We start from the raw sequence: 17,540 nt of genomic DNA, 5'->3' as shown, positions 1-17,540 counted from the left end.
TGGCTAATTATTAAAAGGTAACATTTAGAGAAGCACCATAGCTGCGTGTTGCCGGTAAAGATCCGTTATCAACACCCTGGCTATACCATTGACTACCAATCAAAGTTTCCGGATCAAGGTTTTTAAGTGTTCTGTAAATGTATAACAGGTTTCTTCCTATCAACGAAAATCTTACATTGCTTACGTGCAATTTGCTTGAAACGCTTCTAGGTAATGTATAACCTAATGTCAATTCTCTTAACTTAATATAGTTATTTTTGTAAATAGCCCCTTCTTCGTTTAAAGACTCATCGCTGCCTGCTGCAAATGAATTAAAGTAGTACGAAGCAGCATCCAATATCTTAGTGTTTGGCTGCCCATTTGCGTTTACTCCTGGTAATATCACACCATCATGGTAAAGTTTTTGACCGGCAGGGCCAGCTGTTGCACCGCTGGCAACCTGCACGTAGTTAGTACCGTCTATATAATAGCTTAGACCACCGTGCTCAGCATCACGATATTGTAAAGTACTTTCGTACATACCAGCCGAAATACCATACTTAAGTGGTGTTGATACTATTTTGCCACCAAAGCGGTAATCGGTCAAAACAGTTAAGGAGAAGTTTTTGTAATCAAATGTATTTGTTAAACCACCAGAGATTTTTGGTAAAATATTACCGGCCTTTTTGTAAGTCTTATCAATAATATAATATCCATCGGCATCTACTTTTTTATTGCCGTTATTATCAGTAGCCACCGGATAAACATAAATATTACCTATATCTTCTCCAGGTTTAACTACGATTTGAATACCGCTGTTTTCTAGATTGGCATAAACAATCTGGCTAACACCTTCTAAAGAATAAACTTTAGAGCGGATCCTACTAAAGTTTAAGCGGGTTTGCCACTTAAAAGCGCCCACCAATGGACGACCGTTTAATCCTATTTCAACCCCTGTATTACCAATTTCTCCTGCATTTACAATTTGGCTCGACTGGCCGTTTGTAGGTGCCACCTGTAAACTCAATATTTGATTTTTAATCCTGTTTTGGTAATAGGTAAAATCGAGGCCAAACCTGTCGTTAAACATTCTTGTTTCTAAACCAAATTCAGTCTCATGCTTTTTCTCAGGCATCAGGTTATTGTTACCAAAATTGGAGTTGGGTATAGAAACTTGGGCAACTGAACCGTTATTAGTTTGTAACGAGGTTTGTGCATACAGCACATTAGCCCTGTAATTGGCAGCAGGGTTACCCACCACACCGTAAGACGCTCTTAACTTACCATACGATAAGAAAGAAGGTAAGCTATTTTTAAATGCGTCGGTAAATACAAAGCTGCCACTTACCGATGGATAAAAGTAACTGTTGTTTTTTGGAGGTAATGTAGAAGCCGATTCCTGACGTACTGTACCTTCTAAAAATAGATAGTTTTTATAGGTTAAGTTAAGTATACCAAAAAAGCCATATTTTAAAAATGACTGACGAGTATAAGTCGTATTCAGCAAGCCATAAGAGTTATTCAACGAGAAAAAGTTTTCAGAAACTAAGCCTTGACTTGTTGCCGAAGTTTCATCTTTATAGCGTTCGCTGCGCGATGTGAAACCACCACTTAACGAGAAATTAAAATCTTTGGTTAGATTATCAGAATATGTTAATAATGCATCTCCATACACAACAGAATAAATACCCGTGCTTACATTAAAATTACCAGTACTGTTACTTACCGGATTAAACGCTACAGGGTACTGATTGTAACCTTTTTCTTCTACACTTCTGCCTGTATAATCCTGACCAATACGTCCCCTAAACCTTAAGTGCTTTAAAACATCCCAATTTAAGGTAGCACTTGTATATAAACGATTTTCATTTTCATCGTAAGTATTTTTTAAGGTAGTAAAGAAGTAATCGTACAAATTAGGACGTACGTTAAAAACGAATGCCTCACTTGGGTTGCGTGCAGTTTGATTGAACGGTACAAATGCATATCCTTGAGAAGTTTGATATTTATCTAATATCAGATTCATATCTTCTTCACGTCCGAAAAACCCGTCAAATGACTGAGCTAACCTGTTCGTTTGATATGGTCTGTTATGCGTTAAAGTGTTTACGTAGTTTGCAACAATGTCTACGCTAACCGTTTTACTTAATTTTAAACCACTGTTTAAGCCAAAGGTATTCCTCTGTTGGTTTGATTCTCTTTGGATGCTGTTATAATCAAGCCTTGATGCCGAAATGCGATAATCAGCATTGTCAGTTTGGTTTGATAAGGAAACATTTGCCTGAGAACTAAAACCATTCCTGAATATGTTTTTATAATTATCGGGTTGTGGAGAGTAAGAACGAATAGATCCATCCCACCAACGCACTTGCTGTCCTTCCATCTTAGGACCAAAGTTGGCATATGCCCTAAAATTGGGTCTAACACCGTTTGGCGATGCCGCATCTGGAATCCAACCTTCTTCTGTCGCCCCCACAGCTAAATTTGTAGCCCTGTCATAACCCTGGCCATAAACATTTTGAAATTTGGGCATAAAAGCGGCTTGCTCCATGGTACCAACATAATTGAAGGCAACCTGCGGACCTTTACTTTTTGAACCTTTTTTTGTAGTAATTATAATAACACCGGCATTAGCGTCAGAACCGTATAAAGAGCTCGCTGCAGCACCCTTAAGTATATTAAGGCTCTCAATATCCTGCGGGTTAATATCTAATATACCATTACCTCTAATACGCTGATCATCATAAAACCCGCCGTTGTTTCTACCATTTGGTCCATATTGATTTTCGCTTCTGATGATAACCCCATCTACTACATATAAAGGTTGCTGTTGAAATCCTAAAGATGTAAGACCACGTATTTGTATGTTAACAGCGCTGCTTGCGCCACCAGGAGCTGTAGTTACTTGCACACCGGCAGCTTTACCGTACAAGGCTGAACCAAAGTTTGTAGCACCTGCTTCTGTAATTTCTTTACCGGTAACGGTACTTGTTGCATACCCTACCGCACGTGCCTGACGCTTGATACCAAATGAGGTAACTACCACTTCATTTAAGCTGTTAGACGATGGGGTTAAGGTTATCGAAATCGATGTTTTACCACCAACTGGCACTTCTTTAGATTGATAACCTATATAAGATATCACCAAAGTTGCATTCTCCGGAGCAGTGATTTTAAACACGCCGCTCGGATCGGTCATAGTGCCGGCACTACTACCTTTCACTTTGACCGAAACGCCTGTAAGCGGCTGGCCTTTCTCATCCATTACTGTTCCCGAAATGTTTATATCGGCGAAGGATGTTTTATTAAGAGCTTTAGTTATTGTAAGACCGTTGCCATAGTGTGCTTTTACAGCCGCTTTAGCATCAGTTTTTACAAGAAACACGCCCGCAAATACGAGGCCCGTCGTTAACGATAGCATCGTTGACCCATATTTGCGCGAAATACCTTTTTGGTAAAATTTCATTTTCATACTAATACATTGATTGAGTTTAATAATTAAAAATTTTTGTGATGATAATCATCACTGCATTATCGACATATAGGAGTGTCGACTTAATGAGGCTTAAGGTATTGCGTCTTTCATCTTACTGCTCTTAAGGTGTATTTTATACTTTGATAACTTGCTTCGAAACGCTAAATGGTTGAAATGCTAATTCAACAAGCTCTTTATTTATCATTTTAAGTTTGTAAATGCTTTCTCGGTATGAAATTCTCATTTTTACAACCTTAAAAGCGGCTTATGTTAAGAATAGATAAGTTTAATTTAAAATGATTGTCTAAAATAAGTTATTAATTCTCTGAAAAGCAAAAACTTTTTAAAAATTTAAAAAAGTCTTTTTTATTTATTAAAAATGGCTAATTATGTAAAATATAAAATCTGCAATGCCCGAAATAAAGTCCTCCATTTTGAATACGAATGCTAAAGCCATTAAAAGTTTATATTATAATGAGTCTTTAACAAGCACCGAAGTAAGTGCTCACATTGGTAAAAGCATACCTCACACCATTAAGGTTCTAAATGAGTTAATTGCCGATGGCTATGTAAAAGAAAATGGTTATGCTATTTCAAGTGGCGGTCGTAAACCTTTGCACTACTCCCTAATTACTGATACGCATTTTATATTATCAGTAGCCATGAATCAGTATAGTATGCAACTGGTGTTTATGGATATGAACAATAACTTTATCACAGCGCTTGCTCAACATCAGCTTAATACTGCTACTTTAAAAGTTGATTCTTTATTTAACCTTATCAACGATTACGTTAAGAGTTCGGCTATAGAAAAAAACAAAATTTTAGGCCTGGGCTTAACTATGCCAGGCTTTATTGACACTGCTAAGGGTATTAATTATACTTTCTTGGATGTACAGGGCCAATCGTTGGTAGATTACTTGCAACATCAACTTCTATTGCCGGTGTTTTTAGAAAATGATTCAACAGCAATAGCCCTGGGCGAATTAAAGTTTGGTATTGCCATGCATCAAAAAGATGCGATGATAGTTAACCTGGGTTGGGGTATTGGCTTGGGTATGATCATGGATGGTAAAATATTCAGGGGGCATAGCGGTTTAGCCGGCGAATTTAGCCACATCCCATTAGTTAAGAACGGAAAGCTTTGCACCTGCGGTAAACATGGCTGCCTTGAAACCGAAGCATCATTTATAGCTACCATTGGTAAAGCTAAAGCCGAGCTTAATTTAGGTCAGATAAGCAGCCTATCCAGTTACGAGGAAATTGATGCCAATGCGATAATGACAGAAGCCATAAAAGGCGATGTATTATCGGTAAAGCTGATTTCGGAAGCCGCTTACAACGTTGGGCAAGGCATTGCTATACTTATTCACATCTTAAACCCGGCATCAATCGTATTGAGTGGCATAGGCAGTATGGTGGGTAAATTGTGGCTGTCCCCTATTCAGCAAGCTATAAACGAGCATTGTATTCCGCGCCTGGCGCATGACACCGAACTGCTGGTATCTAATTTAAACAGTAAAGCTCAAATTATCGGCGGTGGTGCATTGGTTGTAGAAAATATAGGTAAGCCTTTGCAAGCAAAGATGAATGCTTTAAAAAAAGAGTTATCCGTTGATCTTTAATATATAATTATGTTCAGTAGCATGACATCCGGTACTAAACTCAGTTTAACAGTAATGCTTATTTATGCCTTGGCTTTTAATGTGCAGGCACAGGTACACGAAGTTTCTAAAAAGTACCAGGCACCCATAGATGTACTGGTGCAAAAAAAGCTTGCTAACTGGCAGGATCTTAAGTTTGGACTATTTATGCACTGGGGCACTTACAGCCAATGGGGTGTGGTAGAAAGCTGGAGCATTTGTCCGGAAGATGAAGGCTGGACTCAACGCAAAGGCCCGTATGGTGCTAATTATAATGAGTACAAGCAAGCTTACGAAAACTTACCAAAAACTTTCAATCCGCAAAAGTTCAACCCCGAAAAGTGGGTAAAGGCTGCTAACGATGCCGGAATGAAATATATGGTGTTTACCACCAAGCACCATGATGGGTTTGCCATGTTTGATACCAAGCAAACCGACTATAAGATTACAGATCCTCAAACTGCTTTTGCATCTAACCCGCGGGCTAATGTTACCAAGGAGATATTTAATGCTTTCAGGAAGCAAAACTTTTTAATCGGCGCATACTTTTCTAAGCCCGACTGGCACTCGCCTTATTACTGGTGGCCATACTTTCCACCTAAAGACCGTAACGTTAATTATAACCCGGCTAAATATCCCGAAAAATGGAACCAGTTTAAAGAGTTTACCTATAATCAAATTCAGGAACTCATGACCGGGTATGGTGGTGTTGATATTTTGTGGTTAGATGGCGGATGGGTTAGGCCGCGCAAAACAATAGACACAACCATTGTTTGGCAGCGCGATATTAAGTTTAACCAAGATATTGATATGCCAAAAATTGCGGCCATGGCCCGGCAAAATCAACCTGGGTTAATTATAGTTGACCGTACAGTTGCAGGCCCTTACGAAAACTATACAACGCCTGAACAGGAAGTACCAACTCAGCCGCTCGATCATCCATGGGAGAGCTGCATAACTATGGGTAACTCCTGGAGCTATGTTCCGGGCGATCACTACAAGTCTACCAAAGAAATTGTACAGCTGCTTATTAAGATCGTATCAAGAGGTGGTAATCTGCTCATGAATATTGGCCCTGGCCCTGAAGGGGATTGGGACCCAGAAGCCTACAAACGCTTAGAAGGTATAGGAAAATGGATAAAAATAAATGGCGAAGGCATCTATGGCTCGCGGTCTATTGCTCCTTATTCAGATAACAATATTTATTTTACACAGTCAAAAAATCGAAAGGCAATTTACGCTTACTTATTAAGTGATACAGAAATGGTTACTATACCTGCCCAACTTCATGTCAAGCTCAACAATGCAAAAGGTATAAAAAGAGTAACCTTACTTGGCTTGGCACAAAACATTAAATGGGCACCAGTTTCTGACGGTATTGATCTTAGCATTCCGGAAAGCATACAAAAAAATAGCAGGTTAAAACAGGCTGCAGGTTTAAAAATAGAGTACAAATAATTATATATTATTTCACTACTTGAGTTTAACCTCATATAGATCATAAATACGATTTATAACTGTATAAAATTAACTTAACTAGTAAGCGCCTAAATCTCGCAACTATAGTTCACCAATACCCAATAAGAATCACCTACATATCTGAAAATTCATGTCACGTTTAAATCTTTTAGAAGAAACCCGTTACGAAAAGCTACATGTAACGGTATACCCCGATCAGCAAACTGCATCAAAACAGGTAGCAAGAAAAATTGCGGGCTTAATAAAGAGCAAACAAGATAGTGCACTACCTGCCGTGTTAGGCTTAGCTACCGGAGTAACTCCTATAAAGGTTTACCAGGAATTGGTAAGACTTCACCAAGAGGAGAACTTGAGCTTTAAAAATGTGATCACTTTCAACTTAGATGAGTACTACCCCATGAAGCCCGATGCTGCCCAAAGCTATGTGACTTTTATGAAGGAGAACTTGTTTAACCACATAGACATAGATCCTGCAAATATTCACATCCCCGATGGTACGCTCAACAAAGATGAGGTAGCTGCATTTTGCTTAAACTACGAAAAACAAATTGAGCAGTTAGGCGGGTTAGACTTACAAATACTTGGTATAGGCCGTACCGGCCACATTGGCTTTAATGAGCCTGGTTCGGCACCAAATTCGGGCACCCGGGTGGTTACCTTAGATGATTTAACCCGCAGCGATGCCTCACGCGACTTTGGCGGTAAAGAAAAAGTACCGGCTAAGGCTATTACCATGGGTATAGGTACCATTTTTAAAGCCCGTGAAATTATTTTAATGGCATGGAGTCAAAAAAAGGCACCTATCATTAAAAAAGCCGTAGAAGGCGAAATTTCTGGCGAAGTACCGGCTACCTACCTGCAACTATCCGGTCAGGTAGAGTTTGTGTTGGATGAAGGCGCAGCATCGGAGTTAACGCGTTTTGACACGCCTTGGCTTGTAAAAGACTGCATTTGGACCAATCAACTTAAAAAGAAAGCGGTGATTTGGTTGGCTGGTAAATTAAGCAAACCAGTGCTAAAGCTTACCGAAGAAGATTATAACAACCACGGTATGGCACAGCTGGCGGTAGAGCAAGGCCCGGTGTACAACATTAACATCGACATATTTAATCAGATACAGCACACTATTACCGGTTGGCCGGGAGGAAAACCCAATGCCGACGATTCGCAGCGCCCAGAACGTGCCCTGCCTGCCCAAAAAAGATCTATTGTTTTTTCACCACACCCCGATGATGACGTGATTTCTATGGGTGGAACATTTATTCGCCTGGTAGACCAAGGTCATGATGTACATGTGGCTTACCAAACCTCGGGTAACACGGCGGTTTGGGACGATGATGTATTGCGTTATGTAGAATTTGCCATTGACTTTAACGATAGCATTGGCGATGACAGTGCCAAGCTTAAAGCCATTTATGAAGACATGACCAGCTTCATGAAAAACAAACAACCCAACCAGATAGATACGCAGGAGATACGTAATGTTAAAGGCTTTATCCGTAAAGCAGAAGCCATTGCAGGCAGCCGCTATGCGGGCATACCCGATGATCATATTCATTTTATGGCCCTGCCGTTTTACGAAACCGGTAAAACCCAAAAGAGCGCAGTAGGCGAAGAAGATATCAAATTAACAATGGAGCTTTTACAAAAAGTTAAGCCCCATCAAATATTTGCCGCCGGAGATTTTGCCGATCCTCATGGTACGCATGTAGTTTGCTTCAATATAATTTTAGCAGCCTTGCAACGCCTTAAACAAACCGAAGAATGGGTGAAAGATTGCTGGCTATGGTTATACCGCGGTGCTTGGCATGAGTTTGAAACCCATGAAATTGAAATGGCTGTACCGCTTTCGCCTCAAGAAGTTTTACGTAAGCGTCATGCTATCTTCAAACATCAGTCGCAAAAAGATACGCCGGTATTCCCGGGTGATGATGACCGCGAGTTTTGGGTAAGGGCCGAAGACAGAAACCGCGAAACGGCTAACCGCTATAATCAATTAGGCCTTGCCGAATATGAAGCAATGGAGGCATTTGTACAATATAAGTTCTAAAGCAGTACAATAAACCTGGCTCTAAGCAGATACATGATGAAGAGAAGTGATTTTATACAAAAGGCAGGAGTGCTAACTACCGGTTTATTTTTAAGCAAATCGGTTTTAGCAATTGCTGCTGATAAAGTGAGTAACAGGCCGCCTTTGGCTAAACGAAATTTTACCAGCAAGGCTGTTGAAGATGCCATTAAAGACTTTAAATTAAACGTTAAAGACCAGGAGCTCACCTGGCTTTTTGAAAACTGCTTTCCAAACACGCTTGACACTACTGTTTTCTTTGAAAACAATCCAGGCAAGCCAGACACCTACGTAATTACCGGCGACATTGACGCCATGTGGTTGCGCGATAGTTCGGCCCAGGTTTGGCCCTACTTAAGTCTAATTAAGAAAGACAAGAAATTACAGCAAATGGTTGCTGGGGTTATTAACCGTCAGGCACAATGTATTTTAAAAGATCCTTATGCCAATGCTTTTTATAAAGACGAGAGCAAGGTAAGTGAATGGAAAACCGATAGCACTAACATGAAACCCGGTGTTCATGAACGTAAATGGGAAATTGACTCGTTATGTTACCCTATACGCTTGGCTTACCATTATTATAAAAATACCGGCGACACCTCCCTATTTGATGCCCAGTGGAAAAACAGCATCAAGCTCATCTTAAATACGTTTATAGAACAGCAACGTAAAACCAGCCGTGGCCCGTACCATTTTCAGCGGAATACCCATACCCCTACCGATACTTTGCCAATAGGTGGTTATGGTTTCCCTGTTAAACCTACAGGTTTAATTTGTTCCATGTTTCGCCCCAGCGATGATGCCACCATATATCCTTACTTAATACCCTCCAACTTTTTTGCGGTAGTTAGCTTAAAGCAAGCTGCCGAAATAATGCAGGTATTAAAAGAGCAACAACTGGCTAACAACCTTCAGGCTTTGGCCACCGAGGTTGAACAGGCGCTGCAAAAACATGCAATTTATAACCATCCGCAGTTTGGTAATATCTACGCTTTTGAAGTTGATGGCTTTGGCAATCACAGCTTCATGGATGATGCCAACATTCCAAGTCTACTTGCCCTGCCCTATCTGGATGCGGTAAAAGCAACGGGCCCTATTTATCAGAATACCCGTCGCTTCGTATTATCAGATAGCAATCCATTTTTCTACAAAAGCACTATTGCCGAAGGCATAGGCGGTCCTCATGTAGGCAAGCCCGATATGATTTGGCCGCTAAGTATCATAAGCAGAGGGTTAACCAGCACTAATGAGCAGGAAATTAAACAATGCATAACCATGCTTAAGACCACCCATGCCGGCACCGGCTTTATGCATGAGTCGTTTAATAAAAATCGTCCCGAAGACTTTACCCGGAGTTGGTTTGCATGGTCAAACACCATTTTTGGAGAGTTTTTGTGGAAAACCTATCGACAAACTCCTCACCTGTTAAATAGCTAATTTTGAAAAAAGCGTTAAATTATCTCTTTAGCTGCGCAAGTGTCGTATTCCTGCTTCTAGGCAATCAAGAAGCAGTAGCACAAACCAGCCACACCTTCGCCTTAGGCGATTCTACCTTCATGCTGGACAGTAAGCCCTTCCAAATGATTTCTGGCGAAATGCATTGTGCACGTGTTCCAAAAGAATACTGGCACGATAGAATGAAGATGGCAAAAGCCATGGGGCTAAATACCATAGGCACCTACGTTTTTTGGAATGCACATGAAGTAGTTCCTGGCAAATATGACTTTACGGGCAATAACAACATTGCCGAATTTGTGAAGGCCGCGCAGCAAGAAGGTTTATGGGTAGTGCTCAGGCCAAGCCCCTATGCCTGTGCCGAATGGGAATTTGGAGGCTACCCCTGGTGGCTGCTAAAAGACAGCACTTTAAAAGTTCGGAGCAAGGATCCTCAATTTATTGGCGCTTACACACGGTATATTAACCAGTTAGCTAAACAACTGGCGCCCTTACAGGTAACGCATGGCGGTAATATTCTCATGATCCAAATTGAAAATGAATATGGCTCTTACAGCGACGATAAGAGTTACATGGATCTTAACCGCAAAATTTTCCGTAATGCCGGCTTTGATGGCTTATTGTTTACCTGCGATGGCGCCGACCAAATGCCAAAAGGTTATCTGCCGGGCTATTTGCCTGCGGTAAACGGACTGGAAGACCCGGCGCAAGTAAAGCAGTTAATTAACAAATATCATAACGGCAAAGGGCCTTATTACATTGCCGAATGGTATCCGGGCTGGTTTGACGACTGGGGCAAAAAGCATGCGACCGTATCGGCCGATGAGTCGGCAAAAAAGCTGGATAAAATTTTAAGAGCAGGTATCTCCATTAACATGTATATGTTTCATGGCGGTACCACGCGAGATTTCATGAATGGTGCTAACATGAATCAAAGCAATCCATACGCGCCACAAGTTTCAAGTTACGATTATGATGCCCCACTTGATGAAGCTGGTAATGCCACACCAAAATATTATAAGTTTAGAGAAGTAATTACCAAACACTTACCTGCAGGCCAAAAACTACCACCGGTACCTAAAAACAAGCCTTCTATAGCCATTAGCAATATAAAACTAACCGGTTATGCCAATGTGTTTAATTATTTGCCAAAACCAGTCATAGCTGAAACACCTTTGTGCTTTGAAGACCTTAACCAGGCTTATGGCTTTGTATTATACCGCACAACCATTGCCAAAAGCGGGCTGTTAAAGCTTAAAGATCTCCGCGATTTTGCCATTGTGTACATTAACGGCAAACGAATAGGCGCACTTGACCGTCGCCTGAAACAAGACTCACTGCTATTGCAGAATATTGATAAAAGCGTCACCCTTGACATATTGGTTGAAAATAACGGACGTATAAACTATGGCCCCTTTCTAACCGATAACAGGCAAGGCATTACACAATATGTTACCCTAAACCATACAGTAGTGCATAATTGGAAAATGTACCGCTTGCCCTTTACCGTCTTACAAACCTTCAAGTTTAATTCTCAGGCTTTGAAAGCTACACAACCCGTACTTTACAAAGGTACATTCAACCTAAGCAAGGTGGCAGATACCTATTTTGATATGCATTCTTTCGGTAAAGGGTTTGTTTTTTTGAATGGCCACAACTTAGGTAAATACTGGCAAATTGGTCCGCAGCAAACGCTTTACGTACCGGCGTCATGGTTAAAAAAAGGCAAAAACGAGATAGTGATCTTTGACCAGCTTAAATCTGGCCACCATGAACTACAAGCGTTAGATCACAGCATTCTAAATCAAAACATTTGATAATTATAAAGGCATTATGCAAATTACGAGTTCATTCAATTTAAGGCTACTGGTCGCATTACTCCTTTTTTTGGTAAGCAGTACATTAGTAAATGCTCAGGAACAGCCTGCACGTTACCTCATCATTCCGTATCCACAAAAACTTGTAGCGGGTAATGGGGCATTTATCATAAATGCTAAAACCGTTATTGTAGCTGCTTCTAAGTATAAAAATGAAAGCACATTACTTAATGCCATTTTTAGCAATAAGCTAGCAGTAAGCAGTACATCAAAGGCAAATAACACTATTCGTTTAGTAAACGATTCTACCATCACCGCGGCCGAAGGGTACCGCCTGGCTATTACACCGCAGCAGGTTACGATATGGGCCAAGGGAGGAGCCGGAATGTTTCGCGCCGTTGAAACGGTTAGGCAGCTATTACCAGCAGGTATTGAAGGTAAGCAAACCGGCGTTTTCAGTGCATTAAGCTTACCATCGGTTAACATAGAAGATGCTCCCGCTTACGCCTGGCGCGGCATGCACCTCGATGTTTCGCGTCATTTTTTCTCAGTAAATTATCTTAAAAAGTTTATTGATCTGTTGGCCCTCTATAAATTCAATAAGTTTCACCTGCATTTAACAGATGACCAGGGCTGGAGAATTGAAATAAAAAAGTATCCAAAATTAACACAAGAAGGTGCATGGCGTACTTTTAACAACCAGGACTCTATTTGTATAAAAAAATCGGCCGATAATCCTGATATGGCTATCGACCCCAAACACATCATAAAAAAATATGGTAAAACTCTTTACGGCGGCTTTTACACTCAAAAGCAAATGAAAGATGTGGTAGCTTATGCCACAGCACGCCATATTGATATTATTCCTGAAATTGATATGCCCGGCCACATGATGGCGGCTATAAACTCGTATCCGTTTTTAACCTGTAATGGTCAAAACAAGTGGGGTAAACTGTTTACTACGCCTATTTGCCCTTGCAACGAAGAGGTTTACGAGTTTGCGCAAAATGTATTTACCGAGATCATGGACATCTTTCCAAGCAAATATATTCACATAGGTGGCGATGAAGTAGACCGCAGCTCCTGGGCACAATCTGATGCTTGTAAAGCATTGATGCAAAAAGAAGGTATTACCAGCACTGCTCAATTACAAAGCTATTTCATTAACCGCATGGAAAAATTCTTTAACGCCAAAGGCCGTAAGCTTATTGGTTGGGACGAAATTCTGGAAGGCGGAATAAGCAAAACCGCATTAATTATGTACTGGCGCTCATGGGTGCCCAAAGCACCGGTTGAAGCTGCCAAAAATGGCAATCAGGTAATCATGACACCGGGTAGCCCGCTGTACTTTGACACCCCACCAGATCAAAACTCTGTATACAATGTATATCATTTTAACCCTATACCCACCGGTTTAACCGCTAACGAAGCAAAGGGCATCATAGGTGCGCAAGCCAACTTATGGACAGAATATATACCGAGCGAAAACAGGGCCGATTATATGTACATGCCCCGTATGACTGCCCTGGCCGAAAACCTTTGGACCGACAAAGCCAGCTACACGTCTTATTTACAGCGCTTACAAGAACATTACGAACGCCTGAACAATTTAAAGGTCAACTATCGCCTGCCCGATTTTAAGGGCTTGGTAGAGCAAAACGTATTTACCGATGAAACCGTATTGGACCTAAAAAGCTCGTTGAAAAATATTACCATACATTATACTACCGATGGCAGCCTGCCCAATGCAAATGCTAAGGTGCTGGATAGACCCTTTGTTATTAAAGAGCCAGTGCACATAAGGCTTGCTGCTTTTAAAAGTAATGGTACCGCGGGCGATGTATATAATTTAAACTATACTAAACAAACACTGGCCCAACCCGAAGCTAAAGCCAATGTTGAAAGCGGATTGTTATGCAGTTATTACCCGGGCTCGTACAAAAGCTCTAAGTTAATGGCTGCGGTTAAAGCTACTGAGGTATTTACCGTAAACAGCGTTGTGGTGCCGACGGCTGTTAAGGCTCCAAGCTTTGGCTTAAGGTATGAAGGTTATTTAAACGTTCCTGCCGATGGCATCTACAGCTTCTATTTAACCTGCGATGATGGTGGCATACTTAACATTGCCAAACGCGAAGTGGTAAACAATGATGGCTGGCACGGCCCTATTGAAAAAAGCGGGCAGGTTGCGTTAAAAAAAGGAATGCAGCCCATTGAACTAAACTTTGTAGAGGGCGGCGGTGGCTATACGCTGAAGCTTAAGTACAGTATTAACGGTTCTGAACCTGCCGAAGTTCCGGACAGTTGGTTAAAACATTAATTATGCGTAAACAACTGCTATTGTCTAGTTTTTGCACTCTATCTGCAATGTGCGCTATTGCTCAAAAAGCGCCTAAGCCATATGGTGCGCTTCCGTCAAAGGCCCAGTTGAGTTGGCATGAAATGGAAATGTATTGCATTATACATTTTGGGGTTGATACCTATACAGATAAAGAATGGGGCTACGGCGATGAAGATCCTAAACTTATAAACCCGGTTAAATTTGACGCCGGGCAAATTGTAGGCGCAGCCAAAGCAGGTGGCTTTAAAGGCATTGTAGTGGTGGCTAAACACCATGACGGTCTTTGCTTATGGCCAACTCAAACAACCCCACACAACATTAGCCAGAGTACCTGGAAAGGCGGCAAAGGCGATATGGTTAAAGCCTACCAGCTGGCATGCCAAACCTTGGGTATGCAGATGGGGCTATATTGTTCTCCATGGGATCGTAATAGCGCTTATTACGGCAAGCCGGAGTATGTGGAAATATACCGCAGGCAACTAAAAGAATTGTATAGCCGTTACGGCAAGCTATTTATTTCGTGGCACGATGGTGCTAACGGCGGTGATGGCTACTATGGCGGAGCACGTGAAGTACGCAAAATTGACCGGACAACTTATTATGGTTGGGATAGTACTTGGGCAATTACCAGAAAAATGCAGCCCGACGCTACTATTTTTGGCGATGTTGGCCCTGATGTAAGATGGGTAGGAAATGAAGAAGGCTATGCCGGCGAAACCTGCTGGGCAACCTATGATCCTGAAGCACCTGATGTCGGCAAACAACCCGCAAACGGATATTCGAAATATGAGCTGGCCACCGAAGGCACTTTAAATGGTAAACATTGGATGCCGGCAGAGTGCGATGTATCGTTAAGACCGGGCTGGTTTTACCATGCAAGCCAAAACAGCCAGGTAAAGTCGCCTTACAAATTGCTTAACTTGTATTACAATAGCGTTGGCCGGGGTGCTAATTTAGACCTGGGTTTATCGCCCAACCCACAAGGCTTACTTAATCCCGAAGATGTAACCTCGCTGCAAAAATTCGGGCAAGTATTGAAACAAACTTTTGCCACTAACCTGGCAGCAGGAGCAACGCTAACGGCAAGCAATGTACGGGCAAAAAGCTCAAAAAGCTTTGGCCCTCAAAACCTTTTTGACAAAAGCAGATATACCTACTGGGCTACAGACGACCAGGTGACGAACCCTCAATTGACACTTACTTTAGCCGGTAAGAAAACATTCAACGTTATTCGCCTTCGCGAAAACATAAAGCTTGGCCAACGCATTCGTGCCTTTGCAGTAGAGGCATGGATGGACGGAAGCTGGAAAGAAATTGCATCAGCAACCAGCATAGGAGCTAACAGGTTAATCCGTTTGCCACAAAATATTACTACAAATAAAGTAAGATTAAAAATAACCGAATCGCCGGTGTGCATTGCATTGAGCGACTTTGGATTATATAAAGAACCCATTCATTTAACAGCGCCGGTAATTAAGCGCGATATTTCCGGTAACGTGAGCATTGCTACCGGTGCGCCTGTATCTGCTATTCACTACACGCTCAACGGCAGCTTACCAAATTTAAGATCTCCTGTTTATATTAAACCTATCAGTTTACCTGCCGGTGGCTTAGTAAAGGCATTAGCTATTGATGGCAACCAGCAAAGCGAGGTATCCACTCGTCAGTTTAACTTAAGTAAGGGTGATTGGAAAGTAATTATTGGTCAAAACGCTGCACGCACAAGAGCACCATTTGCTATAGATGATGACCCCAACACCATATGGAGTACCCTGCAAAGCGATACAACTCAACAGTTTTTACCAGCCGAGTTAGTTATAAACATCAACCGGGCGGCAGACTTAAAAGGCTTTACCTATTTGCCGCGCCAGGACAAAAAGACGGCAGGGTTGGTTGACCAGTATGCCTTTTTCACCAGTAACGATGGTGAAAACTGGCAGCAGGTTGCGCAGGGCGAATTCTCTAACATTAAATCTAACCCTATTGAGCAAATAGTTGAGTTTAAACAGCAGGTTAACGTACGGTTTGTTAAGTTTAAAGCCTTGCATGTAATTAATGGCAATGGTGCAACCGCGGCCGAAATTGGCTTGATCGAAAAATAGGAACAGCATTTAATACAGTATAACACATGAAAAGCATCCGGTTGTTGAGTTTAATTTTAATAGGTTTTTGTTACATAAACACCTATGCCCAGCAACCAGCTATTAAGAATACTTACCATACGCCGCAAGGTTTGCCTAAGCTAGAAATTGAGCGCAGTATGATATTTACGCCCAATGATACTTCGTGGTTGTACTCCCATCATCCGGCTATTATAAGTTTCAAAGGAAAACTTATAGCATTATGGTCAAACGGTTTTAAAGATGAAGATTCGCCCGGTCAACGGGTAGTATATGCCACATCAACAGATTTTAAGCATTGGTCGGCCCCTGAAGTATTACAAACCCCTTCCACAACAAACGATACTTTAAATGTATTAACAGCTGCCGGCTTGTATGAACATAAGGGCACCCTGGTTGCTTATTATGGTGAATATACCAAACACCGTACGCAAACTAAGCTGTGGGCAAAAACCACTACCGATGGTGTGCATTGGAGCAAGCCTATTGATCTGCATGTTCCGCTAATACCCAATCATGGCCCGCAAAGGCTGCAAAGCGGGCGCCTGCTAATTAGCGGCAACTTCATGTTTCCTTATACCGATGATGCTTCTGGCGTTGGCGTGTGGAAATACAATAGCTTTTATGCGAGAGATTTATACAAACAAGATAATTCTGCCACATTTTATGCACCCGCCAAGGTAAATGGCTTCCCACCGCTGTGCGAGGGGTCATTCTACCAAACCCCCGATAACAAAATACACATGCTGCTACGCGTTACCGGCCAGGGCTGGAAAGGCCGCTTGTGGCTTACCGAGAGTAAAGATAATGCCCAAACCTGGTCAAAACCTGTAGAAACCGCATTTAGCGATAACGACAGTAAATTCCATTTTGGGCACTTGCCCAACGGCAAAGTTTATTATGTAGGTATACCAGATACGCTGCACCATTATGACCGCAATCCACTTATAATAAGTGTTGCAGATGATGGCAAGCTATTTAACCACAATTACATTATAAGTGATGAAGTGTACCATTTAAAAAAAGAAGGGCTATGGAAAGGTGGCCAATACGGCTATCCTCATACGTTAGTTAAAGATGGATATATGTATGTTATTATATCCCGCCAAAAAGAATCTATCGAAATTTTACGCTTTAAAATTAACCAATTGCATTAAGCCATTACT

Annotated in this window: 9 protein-coding genes; 8 read left to right on the top strand and 1 reads right to left on the bottom strand. The window is 41.6% G+C overall.

Annotation, left to right across the window (positions count from 1 at the left end):
* Positions 1–10 precede the first annotated feature (10 nt).
* Positions 11–3,451 carry a SusC/RagA family TonB-linked outer membrane protein gene (locus tag IEV61_RS14735; protein ID WP_229747159.1) on the bottom strand — a complete coding sequence of 1,147 codons (3,441 nt, stop codon included), beginning with the start codon at positions 3,449–3,451 and terminating at the stop codon, positions 11–13.
* A 413-nt stretch (positions 3,452–3,864) separates the two neighbouring features.
* Between IEV61_RS14735 and IEV61_RS14730 the strand changes: the two genes are divergently transcribed.
* From IEV61_RS14730 to IEV61_RS14695, 8 genes are all read left to right on the top strand, one after another.
* Positions 3,865–5,079 (top strand): ROK family protein, encoded by a 1,215-nt coding sequence (locus tag IEV61_RS14730; protein WP_188417797.1) that lies wholly within the window; start codon positions 3,865–3,867, stop codon positions 5,077–5,079.
* Positions 5,080–5,100: 21 nt separating this feature from the next.
* Entirely contained in the window at positions 5,101–6,555 is a 1,455-nt protein-coding gene (locus IEV61_RS14725) for an alpha-L-fucosidase (RefSeq protein WP_188417796.1), read from the top strand.
* 151 nt (positions 6,556–6,706) lie between these two features.
* Positions 6,707–8,626 carry a glucosamine-6-phosphate deaminase gene (gene nagB, locus IEV61_RS14720; RefSeq protein ID WP_188417795.1) on the top strand — a complete coding sequence of 640 codons (1,920 nt, stop codon included), beginning with the start codon at positions 6,707–6,709 and terminating at the stop codon, positions 8,624–8,626.
* A 36-nt stretch (positions 8,627–8,662) separates the two neighbouring features.
* Positions 8,663–10,081 (top strand): glycoside hydrolase family 125 protein, encoded by a 1,419-nt coding sequence (locus IEV61_RS14715; protein WP_188417882.1) that lies wholly within the window; start codon positions 8,663–8,665, stop codon positions 10,079–10,081.
* Positions 10,082–10,083: 2 nt separating this feature from the next.
* Complete coding sequence (locus IEV61_RS14710) at positions 10,084–11,916, top strand: glycoside hydrolase family 35 protein (RefSeq protein ID WP_229747158.1); 1,833 nt, start codon at positions 10,084–10,086, stop codon at positions 11,914–11,916.
* Between the two features lie 70 nt (positions 11,917–11,986).
* On the top strand, positions 11,987–14,233 hold the full coding sequence (locus IEV61_RS14705) for a family 20 glycosylhydrolase (RefSeq protein WP_229747157.1): 2,247 nt from the start codon (positions 11,987–11,989) through the stop codon (positions 14,231–14,233).
* A gap of 2 nt (positions 14,234–14,235) precedes the next feature.
* Positions 14,236–16,356: an alpha-L-fucosidase gene (locus IEV61_RS14700; RefSeq protein WP_188417793.1), complete on the top strand. Its 2,121-nt coding sequence runs from the start codon at positions 14,236–14,238 to the stop codon at positions 16,354–16,356.
* A gap of 26 nt (positions 16,357–16,382) precedes the next feature.
* On the top strand, positions 16,383–17,531 hold the full coding sequence (locus tag IEV61_RS14695) for an exo-alpha-sialidase (protein WP_188417792.1): 1,149 nt from the start codon (positions 16,383–16,385) through the stop codon (positions 17,529–17,531).
* The last annotated feature ends 9 nt before the right edge of the window (positions 17,532–17,540 follow it).

The sequence above is a fragment of the Mucilaginibacter galii genome, assembly GCF_014635825.1.
In the GTDB taxonomy this organism is placed as follows: domain Bacteria; phylum Bacteroidota; class Bacteroidia; order Sphingobacteriales; family Sphingobacteriaceae; genus Mucilaginibacter; species Mucilaginibacter galii.
This window is presented reverse-complemented; position numbering and strand designations above follow the sequence as displayed.

Bases quoted from the DNA above. Each gene is read 5' to 3' on its own strand.
- IEV61_RS14730 (WP_188417797.1), top strand. From the start codon at position 3,865: ATGCCCGAAATAAAGTCCTCCATTTTGAATACGAATGCTAAAGCCATT.
- IEV61_RS14735 (WP_229747159.1), bottom strand. From the start codon at position 3,451: ATGAAAATGAAATTTTACCAAAAAGGTATTTCGCGCAAATATGGGTCA.
- nagB (WP_188417795.1), top strand. From the start codon at position 6,707: ATGTCACGTTTAAATCTTTTAGAAGAAACCCGTTACGAAAAGCTACAT.
- IEV61_RS14715 (WP_188417882.1), top strand. From the start codon at position 8,663: ATGAAGAGAAGTGATTTTATACAAAAGGCAGGAGTGCTAACTACCGGT.
- IEV61_RS14700 (WP_188417793.1), top strand. From the start codon at position 14,236: ATGCGTAAACAACTGCTATTGTCTAGTTTTTGCACTCTATCTGCAATG.
- IEV61_RS14725 (WP_188417796.1), top strand. From the start codon at position 5,101: ATGACATCCGGTACTAAACTCAGTTTAACAGTAATGCTTATTTATGCC.
- IEV61_RS14695 (WP_188417792.1), top strand. From the start codon at position 16,383: ATGAAAAGCATCCGGTTGTTGAGTTTAATTTTAATAGGTTTTTGTTAC.